The following is a 24,372-nucleotide window of genomic DNA, read 5'->3' as shown; positions in this document are numbered from 1 at the left end:
GATTAGGTGAAAACTAGACGAAGTTTGACTGCTATGCTGCTTGTCCCGGTCATGCTGTTATCGTTAATCTCCTCCGTGTATGCGGAGGAGGCGGGCGGAGAAAGCGCCGGCTTTTATAATCTGGCCCAAGGGAAAACGTACACATGGTCGGAACAGCCGGAAGGCGCTTTCCCGGATGACGGGACGAAGCTGACGGACGGCAATGCCGTCGACCCCTCGCGTGACAGCGGCAACTGGGTGGGCCACCGCAACAAGAAATCCCGTTCGGTTGTGTTTGATCTAGGCGAGCAAAAGACGGTTCAGGAGGTGAGCGCGCGTTTCCTGCACGATTGGCCGAACAACGAAACGCTTGTGCCGCTCACCGTTTCGTTCTACGCGTCGGACGATGGGGTGAGCTGGGGCGTATTGTCTCATAATGCAACTCAGTTGTTATGGGGAGACCAGACCAACATCGAGACATTTGCATGGGACGGCAGCCCTGAAACTGGAGTGGTCAAGCGTGGCGATTATACCGAAGGACTCGTATACGCTCGGTATGTGAAAGTAGTGTTCTCCATGCATCCGAGGGCATGGAGCATGATCGACGAGGTGACGATTACCGGTGCGGATGGCTTGATTTCCGGAGCGCAGCCGGTACAGCCTGAGCCTTACGCCCTCCTGCAGCCTGGAGATGCTATTGGCGGGATTCAAAACCTGGGCTTGCTGTATAACGGACACTACGCGGACGGCACAGGAAATTGGACGAAGGAACGGGCTATCCCTAATATCAGTTATGTGAACGAGCAGGGAGAGCCTGTCGATTGGCTGTTCGACGGCGTGCTGTATCTGGGCTTGACATCGGATAACGGCAGAGGCTTCGGAGCGGCAGAAGCGGCCGGCAAAGCCAGAAAACAGGAATGGGAATGGTATTTGGATAAAACGTTTAACGCTGGCGGCGATATGAGCGCGTTGAACGAGGCGACGGTCGAGGCAGGCGTGAAGCTTGGCGAGCCCAACCATAAGACGAAAGTTGTTCTGATGATTCCAGAACCGGGCGAGTATCAGTCCGACTTCGGCAGCATTGACGGCGAGGATCTGAACTTCGATGTAGGTGCGGTCGGCGATGCCGCATCGCTGGATAACAGGGCCAAAGCGATTCAGTGGTGGGTCGATGAAGTGCAAGCCAGATGGACGGCTGCGGGCTACTCGAACCTGGAGCTCGTCGGCATGTATTGGCTGGAGGAACAAATCAGCACGCATACGACCGGGCCGGAGATGGTCAAGAGATCGAGCGACATCGTTCATAACGCAGGCCTGAAGCTGTTCTGGATTCCTCATTTTATGGCCTATAAGGCATTCATGTGGAAGGATGTCGGCATTGATGCCGTATCTCTGCAGCCGAACTATTTCTTCGAGAGCTTGGACCCTTCGCGTCTGGAGGATACAGCGGATATGGCGAAGCGGTACGGCATGTCGCTGGAGCTGGAATTCGACGACCGGATGATCAACGACGCCGTCTTCCGCGAGCGGTTCATCGAGTACTTGAACAGCGGCGTGGATACCGGTCTGATGCAGCATGGATATAAAGCTTACTATCAAGGCAACAACGCTGTATACAACGCGGCGAAAAGCACAGACCCTGCTACCCGCGTGCTTTACGATTGGCTATACCTATTCGCTAAAGGCACTTATCAGAAGCAAGACGCTGCTCCGCCTGATGTTGTAGCGCTCATGAACGGGCAGCCGATCTCGGAGCATACGATCGTGCCTGATACGACACAGGCCGCATTCTCCTGGACCATTCCGGGAGATGACGGGAGCGGGATCGTTAAAGTTACGGCCAAGTATGACGGCAAGCCTTATACGGAAGGAACTGTTGTAGGTCTGACGGGTAAGCCGGGCAAACATGTGCTGGAGCTGACCGTGGCGGCTGCCAAATCCAAGACGGTTAAATTCGTAATAGAAGCTCGTTTAGGCGCTGAAGGCCTATTGGCTCTTGTTGATAAGTACGCGGACAACAAGCAGCTTAGCAATGCCGATACGGTACGCGCTATGCGCAACGCCTTGATCATGATGGAGCGTACGCAAGAGAGCGACCCTGAGCAAGCAAGGGACTATTTGCTGGCATTCAATGCGAAGCTGGAAGAAGCTAAAGGCCTTGAGTTTGTAACGGAAGGCGCTTATACGGCGCTGAAGGAAGGCGTGTATTACGAGGCTGGCAGCATCGCACAAGATAAAGAAGCAGAGGCATCCTCGACGGAAGCCGCAGGTCTGGAGCCTGCGAAGGCGCTCGACGGCGCCCCGGCCACGCGTTGGGCAAGCGAAGTGCGCGATACGGCTTGGTTCCAGGTTGATCTGGACAGCCAGCAAACATTCGATACGATCCGCATCGATTGGGAATATGCGCGCGCGGACCAATACCGCCTGAGCGTCTCTAATGATAAGCAAACGTGGGAGCCCTTGAAAGTCGGCAACAATGGCGTGGTTAAAGCTGCCGACGGCAAGAACACCCTGGTATTCCCGGCAACGACGGCAAGATACATTAAGTTCGAGGGATTGAATCGGGCAACGTTTTACGGTTATTCCTTCTATGAATTCGGCGTGTACGATCTTGCTCCGCAGCAAGAACTAAAGACGTTGGACGGCATACAAGCCGCTGTGGACGCTTCCACGAAGAAAGTCACGATTGACGGTCTGGTCATGAACGGCAAGAAAGAACATTTGTATGTGAAAGTGCTTGACCCAAAAGGCAGCATTCAATATACCGGTCAGACGGGCACTGAGGATGACGGAAGCTTCCGCATCGCCTTTACGTTGACCGGAGAAGAGCAAGGGAAGTATACGGTCGAGCTTGAATCGGATGACATGACGATTCCCGAGCTGGTAACCTTCGAATACCGCAAGGCGCCTACGAGTGGTGGAGGCAATGGAGGCGGCGGTGGAGGCAGTGGTGGTGGCAGCGGTGGTGGCAGCAGTGGAGGCAGCGGCGGAGGCGGTCAGGCGCAAGATCCGTATACCTTACAAGCGGACGGTTCAGTCAAAGCCGTGCTTGTCCCGACGATGAACGGCCAGCAGGCTGCCGCTGCGGTCGGGGCGTCGGATCTGAATGCCGCCATTCAGAGGGCAGTGGCCGACAGCAAAGGTAATAAACATGTTCATGTTGAATTGAAGTCGTCGAACGCGGCTGGGAGCTATGCTTTGGAGCTTCCGGCGGCTAATCTGACGAACCAGTCTAATCTGATTCTGCATATCTCCACGCCGTACGCTCAGCTTGTTTTGACTGGTGACATGCTGGCAGGAGTCAAGGAGAATGCTGGAAAGCTGCTCGTAATCGTAAACGATTATGCGGGCGAGTATCGCAGTAACGAAGCGGCCGGGCGGATCGGCAACAGGCCAATCGTAGAAGTTGCATTGCAACTGGACGGTGAAGCTCTGTCTTGGAAAAATGCGAAGGCACCGATTTCGATTGCCATTCCGTATTCGCTTCAAGCGGGAGAGCAAGCTGCTGATCTGCAAGCTTTCGAGTTGATGGGCAACAGCGCGGCGGCAATTAATGGCGCTTCTTATGACAAAGACAAGGATATGCTGCGATTCTCCATCGACCATGTCGGCGTCTATGCTATCGGCGGCAAGAAACCGGCTGCATTTACCGACCTTGGCAAGCATGAATGGGCGCGCGAGGCGATCGAGAAGCTGGCGGAAAGAGGCATCGTCAAAGGCAACTCGATCGAAAAAGGCACGTTCAGCCCCGCAAATCAGGTAACGCGAGCTGATTTTATCTTGATGCTGGTGAACATGCTTGACCTGCGTGCCGAAATCGCCTCGACGTTCGCCGATGTTAAGCCGAATGATTATTACTACGATGCGGTGTCCATCGCCAAGCAATTGGGAATCGCTTCGGGAGTGAACGAAGTTAACTTCGCTCCTCGTGATTCAATCAGCCGCCAGGATGCTATGGTTATGCTGACCCGAGCGCTGCAAACGACGGGGGCAATAAAGCCGTCCGCATCCGGTGGGGCGCTTGAGGGCTTCCGTGATGCGAGCCAGATTGCGTCATATGCTGCGGACAGCGTGGCAACGATGTTCGAGTATGGGCTGGTTACGGGCTCTAACGGCTACATGAAGCCAAAGAGTACGACCAGCAGGGCTGAAGCGGCGACGTTCTTGTATCGCGTTCTTCAATTAATCGAGGGGCAGCAGCAGTAGTAGACGCTGGAGCAATTGATTTAAGCACATTCCGTTTAGCGCGGCAACGCGCCCGGGGTGTGCTTTTTCGACGATACAGAATAAAACTTCGTAAACGGAGGGATGAGAGGTTGAAGAACTACTTGAATGAACAAACTATGTTATGCTGGATACAACTAAGTGCGTTCATTTCAAGAAAGGGGTTTAAAATGCCATGTGCCGAAATATCAAGACCTTATTCAATTTCGACCCGCCTGCGACGGATGAAGAAATTCAGGCTGCAGCGCTGCAATTCGCAAGGAAGCTCTCGGGGTTTAACCGTCCTTCCAAAGCGAACGAAGCGGCGTTTAACCAAGCGGTGCAAGAGTTTACCGTCGTTGCACGGCAACTGCTGGATTCTCTGGTGACTCAAGCCGAACCCCGCAATCGAGAGGTCGAGATCGCTCGGGCCCGGGAACGAGCCGCTAAGCGATTCGGGGAATCATAATCGGGTATAGACGGAATTGCATTAAAGGTACCTAGCTTTTTTGGAAACTCGATCGTTTTGACTCCTGAACGTAAAACGCTGTCGGAAGTATTGAAACTCCGCCTAAATCTTCATTGTTTTCACCGACAAAAGAGGACGTTTAACATGAAATGCCAGACGGGGGGTCATTGTTACCATTCGAGATCTCTCTCAAGTATTGTATGGGTGGGAGAATGTTATCAAGTTCTGTCGAGAGACAAGATCAAGGTCCCAAAGGAAGTCGCTTATTTAGCGACTTCCTTTGTTTTATAGGTACAAGTTCTTGTCCCGAGTCGAGGACAAGAACTTGTACCTATTACCGTAATGGACATGAAATTGGTCCGATTACCGATATGATGACTATCTAATCAGCTTGTTATTCTAAACATGATTTTGTATTATACGTGTTTTTTGATATCGTTGTCGCACATTATCACAGAGCTGCTGGGAACAATCAGTTTAAGCCACCCCAAATAAGTTGGAGGAAGTGCATGAAATGTTTAGGATCAGCGGCGATTCTCTCAGTGATCCCATCGCCCGGAAGCCTACGGACGACCAGTTGGAATGGTCCTGAAAAGTGGCTGCCGCGCAGAAACTGGTGAGTATGATTAATATGCCAAGGGTGTGGAGAGAAGACCGGACAAATAAGAAGTCTGATGGATGGAATCGGCCTGCGTTACTCGCCTATGACTCTTATCGATGGGGTAGTAAAGACCGGGCTCAAGGTGTAACGACCATTCGCTTTGGAGTCTTGAAAACCCTTGTTGTACTTGAATCTTAAGTATATTCTTGAAGAAGGGAGGTGGCCAGATGGAGAAGAAACGTTCCACCAAATATAACACACCAAAGGATTCACGTTTGCTTGAATCAGACAAAGAAATTCGTTTCGAGCTTCCTTACGAGACCGAATTTGAAAATTTATCTTATATCGGAGTCGTTTTATACGAAACATGGCATGTGCCCGGTCACCATCATGAACATTTTGAACTGTGTTATGTGGAAAGTGGGCAAGGGTGGTTTACGATAGACGGATCTTACTACACGGTTAGTCAGGGAGATCTTTTTATAACGAAACCAGGCGAAAGTCATCAGGGAGCTGCCGCTGGAGACTTGCCGTTTAGGTTGTATTACCTTGGCTTTAATCTCGAGCAGATGAGAAGCTTGGAAGTGGAATATTACAAAATCGGTTTTAATCGGGTGGAGAAGGACGATAATGGTCTCATAAAAAGCATATTCGATAACATTTTTGAAGAACTGCGCATGAAAATCTTTTTAAGTAAACCGATGGTACAAGGATTGTTTATCCAATTGCTTGTCTCCATAGCACGAATCTATAAGGCGGCTTCACCGGATGTAAGAGCCCTGCTGCACAATCATCTTAAGCAGGGGATTGCAATGCACCAAGAAATCACGGAGCTCATGATTCGCAAAAAATGGTTCCATCCTTACGAACTGAACGAACAGTACCAACTCGACCAGCTTTCAGCGAAAAATACAGTGATGATCGGACAGATGAATTTGTTCCCGGATGATACGTCGCGTAAAGGGATGTTTGATCGGACCCCAGATGAACATATTGGAGGACATAAAGCATGAAGGCGGTAACCTATCAAGGGATTAAAAATGTCGTGGTCAAAGAGGTGCCGGATCCGAAGATTGAAATTCACAAGCTTTGGAGAGGGCCCGGCAGCAATTGACCCAAGCAGAGGAATTTTTAGATCAAGCGCAAACTTCAGCAAATGCATTACGTCTGCCTGACCAACGATAAAACGGTTTTGGCACAGATAGGCTTGGCATAGAGTCTTCTTTTTCGGATACAGTAGAGTCAGGCTTACTAATGTCGAGGTATGGTCGTCTGTCTATATCCAGTATATCCCGATGATGTTTCCGAACTTACGCCGATACTTTCCGCATGGGCAAATGACCTGCGTAGATGCTCAGAGGAACGTATTTGCCTTGGACACGGTGAGTTTCCGTCAAAAGGCTTCGGCTTTTGACGAAGCTTTTTGTTTTTTGAGCTGTCTCAGACATTTTCAAAAAACTTTATCGAAACCGGATATGATTAAGCAGTGGAGCTCAATTTATACAATTTGCCAGACATTGATCACTTTTTTGGGAAAAATCCCCTTTCAGTAGACAAGAGAAAAAAGACATCTGTTAAGATGGACTTAATCTTGCCTAACGAATGAAGGGGATTTTTTCATGGATAAAAAAGAAAAGGACAAGAACATGTGCCGATGTGTCCCAAGCTGATCCGTCTACCCAGTAACCGTGTCGCCAATCACATTTACCGTGGGGAATGGGGACAGCGTGTTTATGGAGCGCTTGCCGAAGGTAGGAGTCTGCTTGAAGCTGCGAACGTTCGTAAGACGGACCATCCGGGAGTGCGGCCCTCAGGTACCTTTCCGAGCATGAAGCTTTGGGATCACGGTGATTTTAAAGTATCATTTATATTGGCATTCACACTACTCTTTGAGGTAATAGTAGTGAATAATAAAAGTTATTCTCTTTCCCAGTTGTAGCCCTTAGTATTTCGTTGGTAATGGGGCGGGCTTACGCCTTTGGGCCTGGGAAAATTTATCAATTACGATAAGCGAGATTTATGTATAAGCCATCCTTTATTTCAAATTCTGCAAATCGATCGAGCCTGTTGATCTTGTTACCAATTATTACATACCTTATAATCTCATTATGTGACAATGCGTGCACAGTAAGAAAAAGAACAAATTCAAAAAGATAGGAAATCACCCATGAGAAAATTGCTAGTATGCACGTTAGCTATCATGCTAAGTTTAGCTGCGTTTACCCCCGCTATTTACGCTTCTGAAGTCCAAGTATCCGTGGATGGGCGTGATGTACAATTCCCGGATGAGCACCCATATGTCGATCAGAGATCCAACCTTACGATGGTTCCACTTGCTTTTTTATCCGACAAGCTTGGAGCTGCTACGAAATGGGATTCAAAATTAAAACAAATCACGATCTCGCTTAACCGTGACACTGTTATTTTGGTGATTGGCGATCATCATGCACTGGTGAACGGTAAAAGAGTAGACTTTGAAGGGTCGGCAGTGCTCAAAAACGGCCGCACGATGGTTCCGTTGCGTTTTATAAGTGAAGCCCTGCATGCTAATGTGGAGTGGCAGCCCACGCGCAATCTGGTGAGCATTATGACCTCCGTGGCCAATGTTCCGAAAGGAACATGGATATGGGACAGTCACATCATCAAACAGGATCAAGAGAAAATTATAAGCTTCGCAAAAATGAAGGGTGTGACATCTATTTACCTTCAGGTGAATAGAGATATCGATCCAGCGATATATGAAGGTTTTATACGAAAAGCCAAAAGCGAAGGAATTCAAGTGGAAGCACTTGAGGGGCGTCCCGAATGGGTCTATAAGTCTAAGCAGGAGGATATTCGAAAATTCATCACGTGGGTTAAAACCTATAATTCCTTTGTTGGCCCGGAAGCAAGTTTTACAGGACTGCATTTCGATATTGAACCTTATGCGCTAAGCGAATGGACAAAGGACAACAAGGCGATTATTGAAAGCTGGATGGACAATTTGAGACTGATCGAGAAAGAAACCAGAGGGAGCGGCTTGAAAATTGCTATCGATGTTCCGTATTGGCTGAATACGATTAATGTTCCGGGGAAGGATTACAGTATGAGCGCATGGATGCTCGAGAAGTTCGATTGCCTCGTCATAATGAATTATCGGAATCATGCATTAGGCAGCAATGGAATTGTGGGAAATGCGCAGGCCATGCTGAGAGAAGCATCCACTCTGAAGAAGAAAGTTGTTGTTGCTGTAGAAACGGTCAAAAGCACAGAGGGTCCGCGGGTCTCATTCTATTCCATGAGCAATGAAGTGATGGAAAAGGAGCTTCAAACTGCCCATAATCAATTGGCTCGCTACGCAAGCTATGCCGGCTTTGCCGTTCACGATTTTAAAAGCTGGCAGGACATGAAATAAGCAGCTGGTGTTTATCTAATTGTCAGACGTTTAAGTTGAAGGGCATCAATACGGCTTGCAGATCGGGGAGAACTTTACCGCATATGCCATAGCTCAGAGCACTCCCAAATAATTAAGCTAACGGTGTCGAGGGACAAGAACAGGATCCCATAGAAAGTCGCTATAATAGCGGCTTTTTTGTATTATCGGTATAAGTTTTACAATTTTAAATGAAGAAGGAGAAGTTGATGAAATTAGATTTTTCCCCATAGACGAACTACCATCTCCTGTCATATTTCACTGTACAAAGGATAAGAGATGCAGTCCATTTCCAAGGTAAGGTCTTTACGAGAAATACGTACGTAATTATGTAATAGGCGATACAAAAGGACATTAAAAAGAAAATGGCACCCTTTGGGTGCCGCTTGAGCGTGTTATGGTTTTAATAACTGTTATATTTTATCCGGGGGATTATGTCTTTAACACCGTCGAAGACGCTGAGTTTAAGGCTCAATTACTCAACACCGCCAGTTCAAGCAGGATCGGAGATCAGGTCGACTTCGGCAATCCTCACGTGACTACTCGTAAATTTAAGACTTCCTTTGCTTTCACCCCTCGAACCCGGTGACGTGCCCTGCTTGCAAGCTACCTTGTCTCGGCTTCCGATTTTCCTACAATAGTCTCCTTCCAAATGTATTTCTATTCAGAAGTATTTTCTAGTTAATCATCGTTGCTCCCTGTTTTGCAACCATTTAAACGTCCCAATGAAGCCTGCCAGTCCTATTAAAAATACTAGAAAATAACTGGTTTCTGCCAAGGGAAATGATGCGATGCCGTTTTCCTGCAAATGCAAAGCAGGTACAGACCAGGGGAGATACTTGCCAATGGCAGTGGGACCGAATACCAATGCCAGCATTAAAGTTGTAAAAGCAAAGCCGATCGGCACCAGATAACCGCGCGATATACAGGCCAGTAGGGCAAGAGGCGCACTTAATAATAGGTGGAGAGCACCAATGATAAGTATCAGGAACAAATAATGTTGTACAATCGCAAACGAAAAGCCGGGAAGTCCAATAGCAAAACCAAGTATTAAGGCATAAGCAAAGCTGATCAACATCATTACCAAACACCAGAATATAATTGCGACATATTTGGCAATCGCTATTTTACCGCGCGATATAGGCAAAACGAGCAAATCCTTGAGCGTCCGATCAGAATACTCGCGGCCAAATGTCCAGCTTGTCACCAATCCGAACCCCAGCAGCCCAAACACGGATGCATACAAAAACGCAGTTCGTTCAAAAAAAGAAGGCCAATCGGGCTGTCCCAAGAACAACGTGATGACAAACAATATAAACAGAAGCGTGCCCCATAAAACAAAGGATCGACGCAATTTGTAAACTTCAACGCTACAGGCTGTCAGCAATGGTCTCATTCCGTTTTCCCTCCTGGGCTCCGATCACTTTGAGAAAATAATGTTCCAAATTCTCTTCTTCAATGTTAAGCATCGTGAGCGGCACTTCATGCTGAGCAAGCAATTTCGCAATATGTTCGGGATGCTTCACGGCATGATCATCCGGTAGTGCAAGGCAGTTATTTGAAGTCGAATGTACCGCATACCCGGAGTCTGAAAGAATAGCTTGAGCCTTCCGAGCATCCTTCGTATCGATCATCAACTGCTTTCGGCGGATGGTTTCAAAGTCTTTTGTTGTCAGTTCTTCAAGCAATACGCCTTTGTGAATAATGCCGATTCGAGAAGCCATTTTGGACATTTCCTCAAGGATATGGCTCGATATAAACACGGTAACCCCTTGTTGAGAAGCTAGAGCTTTCAGCATCTCCCTTATCTCGACAATTCCGGCTGGGTCAAGTGCATTAGTTGGCTCATCAAGAATCAGAACGTCCGGCTTATGAATTAACGCTTTGGCCAATCCAAGTTTCTGCCCGTTACCGAGTGACAAATCTCTTGCCTTACTATCCGCATATTGGGTCAAATTCAATTGCTCCATAATTTCGTCAACTGCCCTCGGAACCGGTAATCCTCGCAACCTGGCCATCAAACTCAAGTTTTCCCTAACCGTAAAGTTAGGGTAGGCATAAGGAACTTCCACCATGTAACCTACTCGTTTCGACAAATCGGGATTCCCATTCGCCCAGCGCTGACCAAACAAATACACTTCTCCGGAAGAAGGCTTACTCATTCCGAGAAGAGCTCGGATGGTTGTCGTTTTTCCTGCGCCATTCAACCCCAGGAATCCATAAATTTCTCCTTTTTTAACGGAAATCGAAACGCGATCTACAATGACTTTATTTCCGTATTGCTTTGTCAGGTTAACGGTTCGAATAATTTCTTCCATAGTAACAGTCCTTCCATAACCTAAATTAAACGAATATAAGACTGGCAGCGATATGAGATGTTGTAAAAGAATTCCGCCGGCCTCGTCCAAATCAGTTTTAGCGATAAATGAAATTCAAGTAATTCAAGATCGATGCGGTATCATCAATGGAGGTACGCAGTGCGATGTAACCGTCGGGACGAATCAATACGAGTTCTTCGCTTGCCACATCGTAAATTCGATAGGCATTCCCTGCTGTGTCGATTATGCCTTCCGCTCCCTCCACATGCGATGGCAGGATGGAATGCACATGGAGTTCGTCGTAGGTGAAGTTCTCCAAAGAAAGATGATCTGTGCGGTTTACAAAAGCCAAAAGCGTCCAGTGTGGGCCGCGCAACAGGTCAAATACACTTCCTGCAAACCCTGTACCTTGCAGACCCTCGGCATTAGGAGCACGATCCCCGGGCAATGAACGGATAGCATTCGTTCGAGCAGACGGTTGGGTAAGCGAACTTGACCGATAGGAAATGAGAAGCCCGCTCGTCAGATCGTCGGATATGGTGCTCAAGGATTGGGATAACGCTCCGCGTTCAGTCGCCTTTCCTATTACATCGTGCATCTTCTTCGTGCTGTCCTCAAGCACGGCTTGAGCCACTGGGCGGCGCTCCTCATCGTATGTGTCGAGCAAGGCGGTGTCCGCTCCGTGTATGACAGTCGCCAGCTTCCAGCCGAGGTTGTACGCGTCCTGCATCCCCGTATTCATGCCTTGACCGCCGGCCGGCGAATGAACATGAGCAGCATCGCCGGCAAGGAAGACCCGGCCGTTGCGGTAGCATTCAACCATACGGACGTTCACCCGGTAGATGGAAAGCCAGGAAGCATTCGTGATCCGAACAAGTCCTGCCCCGGCCCGGCGGTCAAACATGGCTTGATACGCCTCTAGTGATGGCTGCTCAGGTTCTTCGATATCTGCCGGAATTGTAGCCTGCAGCTGCCAAATATCGGATTTCGGCAGTGGTGTCACCCCGACCATCCCCTCCGAAGATGTCCAGATATGAATATGATCGCGATCCAACCCTTCCAATCGTACATCGCCAAGATACCATCGCTCCTGATCGTGTGTTTTCCCAACCAGCGGTAAGTGAATAAACTTGCGGATATTGCTTTTGCCCCCGTCAGCGCCGACGACATAACAAGCGCGAATTTGCTCTTCTCCTTGAGGTGTATTCATGGTTACCGTCACACCATCCAAATCCTGTTCAAGCCCTACAGCTTCCACGCCCAACTCGACTTGACCGCCAAGCGCCGCATAGCGGCCGCGCAATGCTTTTTCCACATCATACTGAGCAATCCAGACCGGATCACGATAGGGTGTCTCCAGTTCGGCGCTGGCTGCAACGGTAATAGCAGGCTTGTCGACACTCCTGCCATCTGCGGTATAGTAACGAACAGGCAAATCCACAACACCTGTGTCCATAATGTAATGAACGGCCTCCAAATCATCGACGACCTCAAGCGAGCGGGGCTGGATTGCTTTGGCGCGAGACGCTGCGTTATATAAGGCGCTTCGTTCTATAATACGATGGTCGACGTTTCGACGGGCAAGGTCGCAGGCAAGTGTAAGCCCTGTTGGTCCGGCCCCGACAATGAGAACATCAACAAAAGACTGCACGGTTGTCATGGATAAAATCCTCCTTGATCATTGATTGTGATATGTTGCATTGATTATACTACACCGTGCAGTGTAGTTTGTAAAGTGGAACTCATTTTTGATAGTATACCTGTAGGGGGGAAACGTAAGCATGGATAATACGGAAAACAAAAAAATCCGCAAAGGCTCTTCAGACAAACGAGCTAAAATTATTGCAGCGGCACGGGATCTGTTTCTTTCAGATGGGTTTGATCGCTCCAGCGTCGATGCGGTCGCAGCTAAAGCGGGGGTTTCCAAGAGGACCGTTTATGATTATTATGGCGACAAACAGAACTTGCTGCTTGCTGTTGTGGAAGAAACCAGTCGGGCGGTTCTGGACATGATCAAGCAAGGGATATCAGACTACCTCTGGGAATTCGAGGATCTGGAGGAGGCGCTCATCTTATTCTGCGAACAATTCGTAGCTTCGGCGAACGGTTCGTCCGATTACAGTGCTTTGATCCGTCTGGTTACAATGGAAGCCGCCAACCTGCCAGCCTCGTTTTTAGAAAAGCTGGATAGCGCAACGGAAGAGGGGATTATCAGGAGGTTTACCGAGTTTGGACAAACCGGACTGCTCGATGTGCCAGATCCTGTAATGGCTACAAAGCACTTCGCTGCCTTAACGTTTTTATTGGTATTTGATCAACCGAGAAAAACCGGGACATTAGAGGAGGAACAACTAACCAAACGTATCATCACTGAAGGCGTACGCGTCTTTCTTTGCGCTTATGGAAAACGCACCGTTCAAAACGAAAATCAACCATCATACTAATTGGAATTTTGCTAAACGATAAAAGATTGGTGGGGCCACCAATTTAACGTAAATATACATTAAGGACGTGTGGGCATTTCAAAACTGATTTCCAAGTAAATGACCGCTAATGTTCAGAGAATGTTGGCGGATCCAATATAAAAACAGAGCGAAGTCCCATTTGGAGGGATCGCTCTGTTTTTTATATCCGAAAGCATGAGGTGATACAGATCTCGCCTGTCGCCGGTGTCGGCTGTGGCCCCTGCAGCTGTAATTTGTATGGAGTTAAAGTTAGTTTTGGTAAAACTCAAGCTCGAACCGGGGTCAACCTTCAACTTTTATCGAGATTTTATTTTATATTGAACTTGTGAACAATTTAAGTACGTAAGGGAAGTATGGAAATCCACTGGACTTACAAGTGGTATCGTATGGAAAAGAATCTAGATTAACAATATACTAGCTATAACAGTTTATTGTTGAGGTGAATATTAAATGGATGAAGTCAATGAATCAAAACAAATTGTATTACAAATGGGCGGTGCCTTGAAAAAGTACAGAAAAGAAAAAAATATGAGCTTAGACGATTTAGCGGAAATAACGGGCGTAAGCAAACTTACTCTGGGGAATATCGAACGTGGCGAAACAAATCCTACTTTAGCGATTATTTGGAAAATTTCAAAAGGCATATCTTTACCGCTATTTGCTTTGTTCAAATCAGAGAACCCTGTTAGTTTGTATCGAGCAGGCGAAGGACTACGGTTTTCTAATGATGAAAAAAATTGGATCATTGAACCAGTCTTTAAAAGCAACGATATGGAAATGTGTCGGGCATACCTTCAGCCAAATAGCTCGTATTACCCTGAAGGTCATCATGTGAATACAACTGAAATCGCGACAGTAATGACTGGCTCCATTGAAATTCAAGTCAATGAAGAGATTTATACATTGAATCAATATGATACGATCAGTTTTCGTGCAGATTGTCCTCATTCTTATACCAATCATACGAATAGCGAAACAGTGCTCCATATATCCTTAAAATATGGTTTCTAAAAGTCGATAAATTCTACTTATTAAATACAACTCCGAATTCATGGCGGGAATTCAGAGTTGTTTTTTTATTGTCAGATGAGATTTGGTATATCTCAAAATATTTATTGTTAAATTTAATATATTATAATATACTTTTGTTGTTCGCGCGGATGTTATAGCAAAGTTTTTTCAATCAGCAGGTAGCAAATAATACGTAAGAATTCAGGAAGGAGAAGTGAAGAATGCCGAACAAACCAAAAAATGTACCGTCCTCTATAGGGCTGATTATTCTCGGCATTATTGTTATTGCAGCTAATTTACGTACTCCCTTAACCTCAGTTGGTCCTTTAGTGAGTTTTATAAAGGATGACGTTCATATTTCAAATACATTAGCAGGCCTGATCACAACGGTACCCTTGCTTGCCTTTGCTTTATTATCGCCTCTAGTACCAAAGTTAGGACGAAGATATGGGGTTGAGCGTATCATTTTGATTGCCCTAATCTTTCTGACTGTTGGTATTGTAATACGATCTTTATCTGGCGCAGTTAATCTGTTTATTGGAACAGCAGTTCTTGGATTCGCCATTGCCATATGTAATGTATTATTGCCAAGTATAATCAAACGGGATTTCCCAGATAAAATTGGCTCCATGACAGGAGTTTACTCCATTTCAATGAATTTATGTGGAGCAATCGCATCGGGGATCAGTGTACCGCTAGCCGTGAACGCAGGGCTAAAATGGCAGGGAGCATTGGGAATATGGGGGATTCTAAGCTTTGTATCGATCCTCTGTTGGTTACCCCAATTAAGAAATCAAGCGAATCAAACAGCCAAGACAAGTCAAAAGATGGTCAGCAACGATGTGAATGTTTGGCGATCCCCGCTTGCTTGGCAAGTAACCTTGTTTATGGGTATACAGTCTATGGTTTTCTATGTGTTGATCGCATGGTTGCCTGAAATTTTAAAGCAGCAAGGAATTGACTCCAACCAATCTGGATGGTTCCTCTCGATCATGCAGTTAGCGATGCTTCCATTTACCTTTATTGTCCCTGTTATTGCTGGGCGTATGTCTAGCCAACGATTGTTAGTGGTCATCACAACCGTTTTGCTTTTGACGGGGACGCTCGGACTTCTTTACGGAAGCTCCAATGTCATTCTGTTGTGGATCATCATACTCGGAATTGGTGGAGGCTTCGCTTTTAGTTTGGCCATGATGTTTTTCGGGTTACGCACTGACAATGCGCATCAAGCAGCGGAACTGTCTGGCATGGCCCAATCGGTCGGATATCTTCTTGCCGCAATCGGTCCAGCCCTTATAGGATATCTGCACGATGCAACAAATAGTTGGAACCTGCCACTTTTCATTCTTCTTGGGGCTTCGGTCTTACTCTTTTTAGTTGGTATAGGAGCAGCGAGTAATCGTGTTGTAGGTAGTCGAGATGGTTACGACTGCCACGGAAAGGATGATAACTATGTTTGACAAAATTATGGTGGCCATTGATAAATCTGAAATAACGGACAAACTCCTTGATGCAACCGTTGAAATAGCCCAAAATAAACAAACTCAAGTTACCTTGGTTCATGTCAGCCAGGATTATGTGGCAAATGGCATGACATATATACCAGAGAATTTTTTGGAAGACATACTGAACGAAATGGAAAAAGCGAGTTGGGAACTGTTGCACCAAGCCAAATCTAAATTAAAGTCTGCGGGGATTAACCCGGAAACAATTCATCTAAAGGGAGATCCTGGGCATGAAATATTGAATTATGCAAGGGATACAGAGCAGCAACTTATTATTATCGGAAGCCGTGGGCTAAGGGGCGTAAAAGAAATGATGCTTGGAAGTGTCAGCCACAAGGTTTCACAGCTATCAAGTTGCCCAGTCCTCATTGTACATTAACTCCTTTGGGAACTGCTGAGATGCGCGCTCGAAGAAATGCGAAATGCTATTAATAATATGGATAAATATGACACAAAGTTTACCATTTTGGTCGGAGTTAATGACACTAAGTCCCCCCTTTGGGATGATCCTGAGTTTGCTCGCCTATGACTCCGCAAGCATGCTGCTCCTCGTGGTGACCTGCAAGAACTTCGCTAGCAACATTAAAGCATACCACAGTTGACTGCTTCCCGTTCTCTCGGTATGGAACATTGCGTCATCCTTGTTCTTGGCATGCGCAACGCTTGATCGTAAAGTTGAAGTGTAACGAATCATAAAACTTAACCTTTGGGAAACTGTCGTCACGGCAGTTTCCTCTTTTTTGTCTGGGAATCAATGTCGGCGCCCAAACTCCGAGGCAGGTTGTCGGAGATAGAGGTTAACATACGATTCGTTTCACTTAAATTTCACCTCTTGTTCACCAAAATAAAAATTCGAGGAATTGTCTGGCTGAATTCGAATAACCCTTGGTATACAAGCGTTTATGCAAGAATACGAGCATGTTCAAAAATATATTAAAGCGGTTACAAAAAAATCTTGACGATGTCATTTTTCTCCATTATGATAGCGTTAAGTGAAACGTTTCAATTGATTTATATAAGTATGAGAGAAGAAGGAGTCACGTGAATGGCAACTATGAAGGATGTAGCCAAAGCGGCGGGGGTATCCTTGTCGACCGCATCATACGCGATCAACGGCAGCAGCAAGATCAGCGAAGCGACAAGAGCGAAGGTCATAGAAGCGGCCAAACAGTTGAATTATCAAAAGAACGGTTTGGCGACTGACCTGAAGCGGAGCAGCACGAAGACGATTGCGCTGATTTTAAGCGACATGTCCGGTCCGTATTATTCGGAGTTGATCCGAGGGGTGCAGGAAGTCGCGCTCGAGAACGGTTACGACCTTATTGCCTGCAGTTCGTTCGGCGGCAACGAATCGACCGCGATTAAATTTCTGAGAGAGAAGCGAGTAGACGGCGTCATCATCTCGGAACACAATCTCCATGACGAAGCGATTTTGCAATCCGCACGCAAAGGCTTCCCGATCGTCGTGCTTGACCGGTACCTCAAGGGCGATTATATCTACAATGTTCTTGTCGATAACGAGAAAGGCGGCTATATGGCGACGGAGCTGCTGATCAAGAACGGCTGCAAGCAAATCGCGTACATCAGCAGTTCAAGCAATTCCTATGATCACAAGCTGCGTTACAAAGGGTATTTGCAAGCTTTAAGCGATTACAATCTCGAATGCACATCCAACTTGAATATCAACGGAAGATTTACGATCGATGGCGGCTATATGGCAACGAAATTGCTGATCGGCCAGCGCCAGCTCCCGGATGCGATTTTTTATGCGAACGACGAGATGGCGGCAGGCGGCATTAAAGCTTTCCAAGAGGCCGGTATCCGGGTTCCCGACGATATTTCGATCGTCGGCTTCGACGATATTTTCCTCGCCGAGCACATGAACCCGCCGCTCACGACAATCCGTCAGCCCAAGTACGAGATCGGCTCGCTAGCTGCCCACCTGATTGTGCAGCTATTGGACGGCCTCGAGCTTGAGCATGAGTATGTACTGTCGACGGAGCTGGTCGTGCGAAGATCCTGCAAGCTTCGCTACTAGGCCTTCGCAAAGTTAAAGTGAAAGCGTTGCCATTATCCAAGACCCGGTTTGAGCGCCGTACGCTTTTCACGGAAGGCGATGGAAAATAAACAACAATAATCAAAAGAGAGGGATCAGTATGAAGAAAACCGTTGTATTCGCTCTTATTCTTACGCTGCTGGTCGCACTGTTAAGCGGTTGTTCGTCGAGCAAGACCGACAACGCAACGGAGCCGAACCAAGGGCAGAACCAGGAACAAACGAATAAGCCTGGCGATGATGCAAATGTCGGCTCGGGCGAGAAGATTGTGATCAATTATGTGAACTGGAACCTTGGCACCGAAGCCGAAAACAACATTGAAAGAAAAATGATCGCGGCGTTCGAAGAAGCTCATCCGAACATCGATATCCAGCTGGACGAATCGTTCGACTATTCGAAATACGGCGATTCCCTGGCGGCTGCAGCAGCTGCGGGCAAATTGCCCGACGTCATGATGCTTCCAAACATTCCGTTTGGCTTGTCGAACGAATGGCTGCTCAACCTTGAGACAATCGCTGCATCCGATCCGGAGTGGGCAAACATTCCGAAGGCGCTCGAGAACGCCACGCATTACGGCAGCGGAATCTACGCAGTTCCTGCGGGAATGTTCTTCCAGGGTTACTTCATCAATCAAGACTTGTTTGAGCAAGCAAACCTGCCGGAGCTGAACTATTCTCCGACTTGGGATGAATTCCTGAACGCGGTAAAAACGCTGAACAATCCTTCGGAAGACGTTCTCGGATTGTCCGAAGCGGTTCAAATTCCGGACTGGTACCCGGCCTCCGTGAATTCGCAGCTCGGCTGGTTCACATGGGACGGACAGCAGTATCACTTGAACGACCCGGTGTTTATCGAAGGCGTGAACAAGGCGAAGGAAATTATGCAAGGCAAATACACGTTCGACAGCCTGACCGAAGACGAAAAAGCGAAGTACAATGCCACCTGGCACGGCGATGTGTGGAATCAAGGAAAGGTCGCAGTCCGGTGGGAAGGTACATGGGCAACGAAGGATTTCAGCAACCTGAATTTCAAATCCAAGTTTATCGGCATCCCTGGCGGCAAATTTATTTTGATCGGCGATTTCATCGGTATTTCGAAGAGCACCGAGCACCAACAAGAAGCATACGAATTCGCTAAATATATGACGTTCGGCAAAGACGGCATTTTGAAGCGCATGGAGCTGAACACGGACGGATCCTATACATCTCTGCCGATGACGACGGACCAAAGCATCCTTGATCAATATTTCGCTAACGGCGGCTATGAGGGATTGAAGGAGGCTTACGATAACATCGACAACGCGATTTTGGAGGGCGTCAAGTTCATTCCGGGCGTTGTAAGATCTAGATGGGAAGCGCCAACCGGCGTCAAAGTCGGCGACAAGGAAAACGCCAACCTCGGCGATTTGATTCTTGACAGCATTAAGGGAGGTACGAAGATCGAAGATTACGCGGAGCAAATCAATAAGCTTGCGAACGATGAATACAAGGCAGCAGCCGACGCAATCTCCGCTTTGACGCAGTAACCTACGACCGGTGGCCAGAGGAGGTAGAATCCATGTTAAGGCGTAGAGGAGCCAAGATCACCTTCAGCTTGATCTTGATTGGAATCATCATGATCTCAGGCATCAGCGGCTTCATTAGCAGAGGGAATGGTGATGCCGATTCCAATTCCAATATGGTCAATAACCGCAGTTCTGCCTCTCTGGATCAAAGGGAGAAAGAAGGAATGATTCCGGCCGACGGGGGATCCTTCAGGATCGCCCCATCCCGTTTTATAGCCGATTCCAACTTACCGATTCTTGCCAGAGAGGCTGCCTACGGTTACGATGACGGCGCGATTCACCTGAAGAAGGGCGACTCCTTCGCAGCCGAAATTGAAGTTCCGAAGGAAGGCGAGTATACCCTGTCATTCGATTATTTTATTCTTGCCGAAGGATTGCAATCTACGGAATACAGCATTCAAGTAAACGGAAAATCCCCTGCTCTGGAAGCCAATCGATTTGTTCTCCCGCCGCTGTGGAAAAGCAACACGGACACGTTTCCGAAGGACCGCTATGGCAACGAAGTGATGCCGACGCAGGTGCGGGCGGACGAGTGGCAGACGATTGAATTCGCAGATCCGAACCGGATGAATCCGGAGCCGATCAAGATCAAGCTGAACAAAGGGAAAAACATCATTAAATTTACATTAATGAACGGAGAATTGTTAAACGGCAGCATTACCGTTGCAGTTCCGGCTGCATTGCCGTCGTATTCGCAATATGCCGCACAGCACATCGATAAGACAGAAGCGAAGTCGGCGATGATTGTGAAGGAAGCGGAAAAACCCGATTTCAAAAACGATACGACGATCAACCCGCTGCCAAGCAGAAACTTGGGAGTAAGCCCTTATGCGACGAACCTGCTGCTGCTCAACACGCTTGGCGGAAAAACGTGGGATATATCGGGCCAAACGGTTTATTACGACATCCATGTGGAACACGACGGCCTGTACCAAATCGGTGTTAAATATAAGCAAGAGGACAAACCGAATTCCCGAGTGTTCCGAACCTTTACGATCGACGGGCAAATTCCCTTCGCGGAAGCGAAGCAGTATCCTTTCGAGTATTCGACTTCATGGAAGACCGAAGTGCTGCAAGGAGCTGAAGGCCCTTATCTGTTTTATTTAAGCAAAGGAAAGCATCGAATCGGGATTATGGCGGATGCTAGCCCCTATTTCGATGTGATGCAATTGCTGCAGCATTCCATTAAACAAACCAATGATCTGACATTGGATATCCGCAAATTAGTGGGCAACGACGTGGATCAGAATCGGGAGTGGGAGATTACGGAGCACTTCCCGACTATTCAGGGAGATTTACTAGATATAGCGAAAGCTCTTAGTCAAGAGTATGAGAAGGTGGTCATGCTGAACGGCGGCGTAGACAGCTCCAAGGGCCTGACTGCAATGAAGATGGCGGTGGGCAGCCTGGAGAAGCTGGCGGCCGAGCCGAACCAAATTCCGCGTAAGCTGAATGAGCTGAACGGCGGGGCCGGTTCCGTGACGCAGAACTTGTCGAATGCGATCACCGATTTCGAAATGCAGCCCCTAACGGTAGATCAATTGTACATTTCGAACAAAGACGCTTCTTACCCGGAGCATAAAGCCTCTTGGGCTAGCTCCGTATATGAAAGCACAAAACAGTTCTTCCATACGTTCCGGTCGCCGAAACGGCAGGACAACGACGATGGAGTAACGTTGAACGTCTGGATGAACCGGCCTAGAAACTATATGGAGCTCCTGCAGCGAATGGTGGATGAACAGTTTACGCCGAAGACGGGCATCAAGGTGAATTTCTCGACATTGCCTAACGAGCAGCGGCTTACGCTTGCCGCCTCATCCGGAATTGCCCCCGACTTGGCTCTCGGAATCAGTAACAATATTCCATTCGATTTGGGCTTCCGGGGCGCAGCGCTCGATCTAAAGCAATTTGACGACTTCGGCCAAGTGATCGAGCCGTTCTCGCCCGGGGCGCTGCTGCCGCTCATCGTCAATGACGAAGTATACGGTGTTCCTGAAACGCAAGATTTTTACGTACTGTTCTATCGGAAGGATATATTGGATTCGCTCAACATTCCTGTGCCGGATACATGGGACGACGTCATCGAAATCATGCCGGAGCTGCAGCGGTATGGCATGAATTTCTATTCGCCGATCGCCGGCGCGACGGGAATGAAACCGTTCATGGCTACCGCGCCTTTCATTTATCAAGCGGGCGGGGATATATTCGGGAAGGACGCCTTTGAGACGGGAATCGACAGCAAGGAGTCGCTGAAAGGCATAGAGCTGATGACGAATTTGTTCAAGCTGTATGGTTTGCAGATGCAGGTTCCCGTATTTTATGAGCACTTCCGTTCCGGAAAAATGCCTCTGGGCGTCAGTAATTTCGCTACGTATATTCAAATGCAAGTGGCGGCCCCTGAACTGAAAGGCTCGTGGAAAATCGCTCCCGCGCCAGGGATTAAGCGCAACGGGGTGACGGAACGATGGGAGCCGGGTTCGGCGCAAGTGTCGATGATCTTCAAGAGCACCAAGTATCCTGACGAAGCCTGGCAATTTTTAAAATGGTGGATTTCAACGGAGACGCAGGTGCACTTTGCAAACCAGCTGCAAACGTTGTACGGCAAAGAGTATCTGTGGAATACCGCAAATAATGAAGCCTTCTCACAACTGTATTGGCCGGAAGAAGACAAACAGGTCGTTCTGGAGCAATGGAAATGGCTCAAGGAAGTGCCTAAGTCGCCGAGCGCCTATTTAATCGAACGCGAATTGAGCAACATTTGGACCAAGGTTGTATTCGACGGGGAAAATATCCGTTCAGCCGTGGAAGACGCAGTGAACGAGATCGACAAGGAAACTGCAAGAAAGATGGAAGAGTTTGGTTATATGAAACAGGGCAAGGTTGTCGCTCCTTACCGTATCGCAACCATCGAGGATGTAGAAAGTTGGGTGAGAGGAAGAGATGGAAACTAAGTCCGATACAGCAGCGCTGCCCCGAATCGACGGGATGCCACAAACCCGCAGCAAATTTAAGAAATGGAGAGAAAAGGAAGGCTCTGCCTACCTTTTCCTCGCTCCCTATTTGTTGCTTTTCTTTGTCTTTATCGTGCTTCCCGTTATATTTGCGGTCGGGCTCTCCTTCACGAGCTTTAACGCCATTCAAATGCCGAAATTTATGGGTCTCAAAAATTATATCGATCTATTTATGAGAGATAGCGTGTTTATGCAGTACGTACTGCCGAACACATTGAAGTTTTCGCTCATCGTGGGCCCGATCTCGTATATTTTATCGTTCCTCCTTGCTTGGATGCTGGCGCAAATTCAGCGCGGTCCGAGAACGGTGCTCGCCTTGCTCATCTATTCGCCGTCCCTTACGATGGGCGTCGCGATGGCGGTCGTATGGAAGACGATATTCAGCGGAGACCCGACGGGCTATATTAACAGCTTGCTGCTCCGCAACGGCTTCATCACGCAGCCGATCCAATGGCTTCAATCGCCCGAATATTTACTGCCGATCATGATGGTCGTCACGATTTGGAGCAGTATGGGCATCGGGTTTTTGGCGATGCTCGCAGGCGTCTTGAACATCAATTCGGAGATGTATGAGGCGGGATATATCGACGGGATATCGAACCGCTTTCAAGAAATCGTTCATATTACGATTCCGTCCATGAAGCCGCAAATGCTGTTCGGTGCCGTCATGGCGGTCGTTAACACATTTCAAGCAGGGCTCATCGGGGTTCAGCTGTCGGGTACGAACCCGACGCCGTCGTATGCCGGACAGTTGATCGTCAATCACATTGAGGATTATGGCTTTATCCGCTACGAGATGGGTTATGCTTCGGCCATTTCCACCGTTCTTCTCCTGGTGATTTGGCTTTGCTCGAAGATCGTATGGAAAATGTTCGCCGAGAAAGAGTAGGAGGGAACAAGTATGGCTTCTTTTCAAGGAACAAAGATGAATCCGAGCCGATTTCATATCAGTCAGTTGAAGTTCTACCTGATTCTGGCTCCCCTCTCGGTTTTCATGGTGATGCCGATCATTTTTATATTTTCTCATTCGCTTAAACCGATGGACGAACTGTTTGCTTTTCCCCCAAGGTTTTTCGTTCAAAATCCGACGATGGATAACTTTCGGTTCCTATTGTCGACGTTTACGGTTTCCGGCATTCCGGTCAGCCGCTATATATTCAACAGCGTCGTGATTACGGTCGTGACGGTGTTCGCGACCATTTATATCAGCGCAGCAGCCGGGTACGCCTTTTCGAAGAAAAACTTCAAGCTGAAGAACACGCTCTTTTCGATCAATACGCTCGCGCTTATGTTTGTTCCGGTCGCCGTCTCCATTCCGAGGTACTTCCTCGTCGTCAAGCTCGGATTGATAAACGACTTCTCGGTTAATATTCTTCCGCTCTTGGCGATGCCTGTCGGCTTGTTTCTATTGAAACAGTTCATTGACCAAATCCCGAATGAGCTGATAGAGGCTGCCCAGATTGACGGAGCAAACGACTTTACGATCTTCCGGAAAATCATCATTCCGATGACGATGCCGGCGATCGCCACGATTGCGATCCTGGCGTTCCAGCTCAGCTGGAACAGCATAGAGCCGGCGACGCTGTACGTCAATGACGAGGAAATGAAGAACTTTGCTTATTATATGTCGACCTTTACGGCGACCAACAATGAAGTGGCCGGTCAAGGGATATCCGCGGCCGCCGCGCTCATCATGTTTATCCCGAATTTGCTGATTTTTATCTTTATGCAAAGCCGGGTTATGAATACGATGGCTCATTCCGGTCTGAAATAGGTGT

The 24,372-nt window shown here is 47.8% G+C and carries 16 protein-coding genes and 3 pseudogenes; 15 read left to right on the top strand and 4 right to left on the bottom strand.

Features of this window, described 5'->3' with window-relative positions:
- Positions 1–6: 6 nt before the first annotated feature.
- From GYMC10_RS15810 to GYMC10_RS15795, 6 genes and pseudogenes are all read left to right on the top strand, one after another.
- Positions 7–4,185 carry a DUF4855 domain-containing protein gene (locus tag GYMC10_RS15810; protein ID WP_015735422.1) on the top strand — a complete coding sequence of 1,393 codons (4,179 nt, stop codon included), beginning with the start codon at positions 7–9 and terminating at the stop codon, positions 4,183–4,185.
- A 193-nt stretch (positions 4,186–4,378) separates the two neighbouring features.
- On the top strand, positions 4,379–4,651 hold the full coding sequence (locus GYMC10_RS15805; protein WP_015735421.1) for a DUF2277 domain-containing protein: 273 nt from the start codon (positions 4,379–4,381) through the stop codon (positions 4,649–4,651).
- A gap of 828 nt (positions 4,652–5,479) precedes the next feature.
- Positions 5,480–5,866 (top strand): annotated as a pseudogene (locus GYMC10_RS15800) (AraC family ligand binding domain-containing protein); the annotation flags it as partial.
- 138 nt (positions 5,867–6,004) lie between these two features.
- Positions 6,005–6,265, top strand: a pseudogene (locus tag GYMC10_RS33005) (spore coat protein); the annotation flags it as partial.
- Positions 6,262–6,330, top strand: a pseudogene (locus GYMC10_RS31895) (hypothetical protein); the annotation flags it as partial. The pseudogenes GYMC10_RS33005 and GYMC10_RS31895, both read left to right, overlap by 4 nt.
- Positions 6,331–7,419: 1,089 nt before the next feature.
- A complete protein-coding gene (locus tag GYMC10_RS15795; protein ID WP_015735418.1) occupies positions 7,420–8,646 on the top strand; it encodes a copper amine oxidase N-terminal domain-containing protein in 1,227 nt (408 codons plus the stop codon).
- Between the two features lie 703 nt (positions 8,647–9,349).
- Here the strand turns inward: GYMC10_RS15795 and GYMC10_RS15790 are convergent.
- The 3 genes from GYMC10_RS15790 to GYMC10_RS15780 form a co-directional block, all read right to left on the bottom strand.
- Positions 9,350–10,060 (bottom strand): ABC transporter permease, encoded by a 711-nt coding sequence (locus GYMC10_RS15790; protein ID WP_015735417.1) that lies wholly within the window; start codon positions 10,058–10,060, stop codon positions 9,350–9,352.
- On the bottom strand, positions 10,035–10,982 hold the full coding sequence (locus tag GYMC10_RS15785) for an ABC transporter ATP-binding protein (protein ID WP_015735416.1): 948 nt from the start codon (positions 10,980–10,982) through the stop codon (positions 10,035–10,037). The genes GYMC10_RS15790 and GYMC10_RS15785 overlap by 26 nt, the downstream gene beginning before the upstream one ends.
- A gap of 97 nt (positions 10,983–11,079) precedes the next feature.
- A complete protein-coding gene (locus GYMC10_RS15780; RefSeq protein ID WP_015735415.1) occupies positions 11,080–12,642 on the bottom strand; it encodes an FAD-dependent monooxygenase in 1,563 nt (520 codons plus the stop codon).
- 121 nt (positions 12,643–12,763) lie between these two features.
- Between GYMC10_RS15780 and GYMC10_RS15775 the strand changes: the two genes are divergently transcribed.
- The gene (locus tag GYMC10_RS15775; RefSeq protein ID WP_015735414.1) at positions 12,764–13,426 is read left to right on the top strand and encodes a TetR/AcrR family transcriptional regulator; all 663 of its coding nucleotides are present in this window, start codon (positions 12,764–12,766) and stop codon (positions 13,424–13,426) included.
- Positions 13,427–13,539: 113 nt separating this feature from the next.
- Here the strand turns inward: GYMC10_RS15775 and GYMC10_RS33300 are convergent, their stop codons facing one another.
- Positions 13,540–13,740 (bottom strand): S-Ena type endospore appendage, encoded by a 201-nt coding sequence (locus GYMC10_RS33300; protein ID WP_410002325.1) that lies wholly within the window; start codon positions 13,738–13,740, stop codon positions 13,540–13,542.
- 157 nt (positions 13,741–13,897) lie between these two features.
- Here GYMC10_RS33300 and GYMC10_RS15770 point away from each other — a divergent pair, with 157 nt between their 5' ends.
- From GYMC10_RS15770 to GYMC10_RS15735, 8 genes are all read left to right on the top strand, one after another.
- The gene (locus GYMC10_RS15770) at positions 13,898–14,458 is read left to right on the top strand and encodes a helix-turn-helix domain-containing protein (protein WP_015735413.1); all 561 of its coding nucleotides are present in this window, start codon (positions 13,898–13,900) and stop codon (positions 14,456–14,458) included.
- 221 nt (positions 14,459–14,679) lie between these two features.
- Entirely contained in the window at positions 14,680–15,918 is a 1,239-nt protein-coding gene (locus GYMC10_RS15765; RefSeq protein WP_015735412.1) for a CynX/NimT family MFS transporter, read from the top strand.
- Complete coding sequence (locus GYMC10_RS15760; protein ID WP_015735411.1) at positions 15,911–16,342, top strand: universal stress protein; 432 nt, start codon at positions 15,911–15,913, stop codon at positions 16,340–16,342. The genes GYMC10_RS15765 and GYMC10_RS15760 overlap by 8 nt, the downstream gene beginning before the upstream one ends.
- Positions 16,343–17,008: 666 nt before the next feature.
- Entirely contained in the window at positions 17,009–18,001 is a 993-nt protein-coding gene (locus GYMC10_RS15755; protein WP_007132617.1) for a LacI family DNA-binding transcriptional regulator, read from the top strand.
- Positions 18,002–18,119: 118 nt separating this feature from the next.
- On the top strand, positions 18,120–19,544 hold the full coding sequence (locus tag GYMC10_RS15750) for an extracellular solute-binding protein (RefSeq protein ID WP_015735409.1): 1,425 nt from the start codon (positions 18,120–18,122) through the stop codon (positions 19,542–19,544).
- A 32-nt stretch (positions 19,545–19,576) separates the two neighbouring features.
- Positions 19,577–22,534: an extracellular solute-binding protein gene (locus GYMC10_RS15745; RefSeq protein ID WP_015735408.1), complete on the top strand. Its 2,958-nt coding sequence runs from the start codon at positions 19,577–19,579 to the stop codon at positions 22,532–22,534.
- On the top strand, positions 22,524–23,483 hold the full coding sequence (locus GYMC10_RS15740) for a carbohydrate ABC transporter permease (protein WP_015735407.1): 960 nt from the start codon (positions 22,524–22,526) through the stop codon (positions 23,481–23,483). Before GYMC10_RS15745 ends, GYMC10_RS15740 begins: the two co-directional genes overlap by 11 nt.
- Positions 23,484–23,495: 12 nt before the next feature.
- Positions 23,496–24,368, top strand: a complete 873-nt coding sequence (locus GYMC10_RS15735; RefSeq protein ID WP_015735406.1) for a carbohydrate ABC transporter permease — start codon at positions 23,496–23,498, stop codon at positions 24,366–24,368.
- The last annotated feature ends 4 nt before the right edge of the window (positions 24,369–24,372 follow it).

It is taken from the genome of Paenibacillus sp. Y412MC10, from assembly GCF_000024685.1.
In the GTDB taxonomy this organism is placed as follows: Bacteria; Bacillota; Bacilli; order Paenibacillales; family Paenibacillaceae; genus Paenibacillus_AQ; species Paenibacillus_AQ lautus_A.
Note: the sequence above shows the minus strand (reverse complement) of the source record. Positions and strands in the feature narration are given on the sequence as shown.

Excerpts from the sequence above, each read along its gene's own strand:
- GYMC10_RS15755 (WP_007132617.1), top strand. The coding sequence starts at position 17,009 with ATGGCAACTATGAAGGATGTAGCCAAAGCGGCGGGGGTATCCTTGTCG.
- GYMC10_RS15785 (WP_015735416.1), bottom strand. The coding sequence starts at position 10,982 with ATGGAAGAAATTATTCGAACCGTTAACCTGACAAAGCAATACGGAAAT.
- GYMC10_RS15750 (WP_015735409.1), top strand. The coding sequence starts at position 18,120 with ATGAAGAAAACCGTTGTATTCGCTCTTATTCTTACGCTGCTGGTCGCA.
- GYMC10_RS15775 (WP_015735414.1), top strand. The coding sequence starts at position 12,764 with ATGGATAATACGGAAAACAAAAAAATCCGCAAAGGCTCTTCAGACAAA.
- GYMC10_RS15790 (WP_015735417.1), bottom strand. The coding sequence starts at position 10,060 with ATGAGACCATTGCTGACAGCCTGTAGCGTTGAAGTTTACAAATTGCGT.
- GYMC10_RS15795 (WP_015735418.1), top strand. The coding sequence starts at position 7,420 with ATGAGAAAATTGCTAGTATGCACGTTAGCTATCATGCTAAGTTTAGCT.
- GYMC10_RS15805 (WP_015735421.1), top strand. The coding sequence starts at position 4,379 with ATGTGCCGAAATATCAAGACCTTATTCAATTTCGACCCGCCTGCGACG.
- GYMC10_RS15745 (WP_015735408.1), top strand. The coding sequence starts at position 19,577 with ATGTTAAGGCGTAGAGGAGCCAAGATCACCTTCAGCTTGATCTTGATT.
- GYMC10_RS15780 (WP_015735415.1), bottom strand. The coding sequence starts at position 12,642 with ATGACAACCGTGCAGTCTTTTGTTGATGTTCTCATTGTCGGGGCCGGA.
- GYMC10_RS15740 (WP_015735407.1), top strand. The coding sequence starts at position 22,524 with ATGGAAACTAAGTCCGATACAGCAGCGCTGCCCCGAATCGACGGGATG.
- GYMC10_RS15770 (WP_015735413.1), top strand. The coding sequence starts at position 13,898 with ATGGATGAAGTCAATGAATCAAAACAAATTGTATTACAAATGGGCGGT.
- GYMC10_RS15765 (WP_015735412.1), top strand. The coding sequence starts at position 14,680 with ATGCCGAACAAACCAAAAAATGTACCGTCCTCTATAGGGCTGATTATT.
- GYMC10_RS15760 (WP_015735411.1), top strand. The coding sequence starts at position 15,911 with ATGTTTGACAAAATTATGGTGGCCATTGATAAATCTGAAATAACGGAC.
- GYMC10_RS15735 (WP_015735406.1), top strand. The coding sequence starts at position 23,496 with ATGGCTTCTTTTCAAGGAACAAAGATGAATCCGAGCCGATTTCATATC.